Below are 2579 nucleotides of genomic sequence, written 5' to 3'. Positions count from 1 at the left end.
GAGATTGAGTGCTGGCACGTTGGAGGCGAATCCCTTCGGAGCGATGCGATAGATGGTGCCGGTGTAGCGTTCATCGAGTGTACCGTGGCCACCGACGCGGGCGTCGAACCAGTCGGCGACGTAGATTGCGCCATCTGGACCGACTGTGACATCGCTGGGACGGAAGCGGGTTTTGAGCTCGCCTGAAGGCTTGCCGCCGAGGAAGTCGGAACCGGCGAATTCCTTTTCCTTGTTGGAGGTCAGGAAATCAAAGCGCTCCATTTTCCAGCCAGCACCATCGAGCTTTGGCAGATAGCCAAAGACGACGTTCTTGCCGGCTTCACAAGCAAGGAGCAGGCCGTTCCACTTCTTATCGAGCGCGCCATTTTCATAGAAACCTACGCCGGTGGGAGAGCCGCCGCCGTAGACATCGCCTGCGGGCATCGTGCCGGGATCTTCCTGGCGCCACTCGGCGGTGGGTGTGTCCTGGCCGGGGCGTTTGTCCGCCCCCCAAGAGCGCAGGCCGTCGGCGGAGGCAAAGCCAGCATTGCCGCCTTCCATCACGGGGGACACGCGGCAGGCAGGCGGGTCATCGTTGTCGCTTTGGAAGACATCACCAAAGGAGGTGATGGTCTGCTCGTAGCTGTTGCGGTAGTTGTGGCCGATGATGGTGACGTTTGTGCCATCGGGATTCATGCGTGCGGCGAATCCGCCGATCCACACATGGCCGTCATCGCTCTTCTGACCGGCGATGTCCTGCATCATGTAGGGGCTGCCCATGCGGAAGGTCTTGCCGGAGTGGTCGGTGAACTTCGCGCCCGTGTTGCCCTGATTCCAGTACCACTGGCCGTCGGGTCCGGCGGTGACGCTGTGCAGGCTGTGGTCATGCTGACGACCACCAAAGCCGGTTAGCAGCACGTCGCGCTTGTCCACGGTGGGATCAAATTTGCCGTCGCCATTGACGTCGGTGTAAACGAGCAGCTCAGGTGGCTGAGAGACGACGATCTTATTACCAAGCACTGCAACGCCGAGCGGAGCTGCGAGCGCGGATTCCTGCACGAACACGGTGCTTTTGTCCGCACGACCAGAGCCGGTAGTGTCTTCGAGCACGACGACGCGGTCGCCCTCCGGCCTGCGACTGCCTTTGCTGCGGTAGTTCACGCCTTCAGCCACCCAGAGGCGACCCTGGGCATCGAAGTCGATGTTGGTGGGATTGAACAAGGCGGGTGAGGTGGCCCACACGGTGACTTCAAGGCCTTCGGGCACGGTGAACATGTCCGAAGGCACAGTGGTCTTGCCGTCGTCCACGATGGGCGGCGCGGGTTTGGGAGCATTTGGCGGTGTTTCAGTATAGACTTGGAATTTGACCGAGGCAGTGCTGGCCTTGCCACCGCGCTCCATGCCGCCGTCATCGATGGCCGCCTGTGCGGTGAAGCCAACCACGCCCTGAGGCAGATCATAGACGATCACCGAGCGTGCATGCGTGCCGATGCCGTTTTCAAACTTCTGGCCTTTCACGAGCAGAGCATCGCCCATGGCGGATTTGCCGACGCGTGTACCGCCGGAGCCCTGACTGGCGACTTTCCATGGCAGCTTGGTGAGGTCTTTGGTGGAGCCGTCGGCCATGACGAGCTTGGGCTCCAGCCAGTCCGCCCAGTCACAACTGATGCCGTCTTCATCCGAGACGACGAGGTAGAGTTCCTTCGCGCCTTTCAGGGAGGCATCCACTTTGACCAGACGGGATGTGCTTGCGGTGGTGAGCTTCGGGCTTTCGAAGACTGGATTGGCCGCGATGGCGCAGGAGGCGGAGGCGAGCAGCGCGAGGAGAGTCAGATGGCGAGACGTCATGGATGGAAGGACTGGAAAGTAATCGAGAGCTTTAGCTCGGAGTCTGGGAGGGATACGATCTTTCCAGAGAGAGTCTTAGCTCTCAACTACTTTGGCTTGTGGGCCGGAAAACTTTCTCCACATTCGACGCATGAAGTCCTTCCTGCTTTTTCTGACTGTTGCGCTGCTTTCATCCTGCCAGACCTCCACCGAGGAATACCACGTAGGCAGCGTGGCCGAGGCGAAAGCGTTTGCGAGGAGAGCGGTGGAGGTGGGCTACATTCACTCGGGAGGAGAGGCGGCGCTGGTCGCGGAGAAGTCCGTCGGCAGGCCGATCGAAGGCAAATGGAGTCCGCAAAAGATCGACAGCTTTCTGAATCAGTATGCGGCGGAACATCCGCGGCTGATGGAGATCAACAAGGCGGCCACCACGGGGAAGATCAGTGAGAAGGAGCGGGTGATTCTGGTGAATGTGCTGCGCGGGCAGGAGGAACGGCTGGCTGAAGCCAAACTAGCCGAGCAGCAGGCTGCTGCGGACGATCTCAATGAATCGGCGATGATCAACAGCCAGAGCTCGTCGTATCGGCAGAATTCGGCGCTCATGCAGGCGACGCCACAGTCAGGGTATACCGGGTACGGGACGGGGTTTGGTGGCAGAAGCTTCTGAGTTGAAGAAGCTTCTCTATCATTTCGACTTCATGACATAGACGCCGTCCCAATTTGCAGGGGGGGGATTGATCTTCATGTCGTCGCAGCGTTCGATCATGACGAGG

Annotated in this window: 2 protein-coding genes; one reads left to right on the top strand and one right to left on the bottom strand. The window is 60.0% G+C overall.

The window, feature by feature from the left end:
* Positions 1-1827 (bottom strand): PVC-type heme-binding CxxCH protein (locus ACIREA_RS30370; protein WP_397386059.1); only part of this gene is annotated, 1827 nt, incomplete at its 3' end.
* A gap of 130 nt (positions 1828-1957) precedes the next feature.
* Here ACIREA_RS30370 and ACIREA_RS30365 point away from each other — a divergent pair.
* Complete coding sequence (locus ACIREA_RS30365; RefSeq protein ID WP_397386058.1) at positions 1958-2473, top strand: hypothetical protein; 516 nt, start codon at positions 1958-1960, stop codon at positions 2471-2473.
* The last annotated feature ends 106 nt before the right edge of the window (positions 2474-2579 follow it).

The sequence above is a fragment of the Prosthecobacter sp. genome, assembly GCF_044373815.1.
Lineage (GTDB): Bacteria > Verrucomicrobiota > Verrucomicrobiia > Verrucomicrobiales > Verrucomicrobiaceae > Prosthecobacter.
The sequence above is the reverse complement of the archived record's forward strand: the minus strand, read 5'-3'. Positions and strand labels throughout refer to the sequence as shown.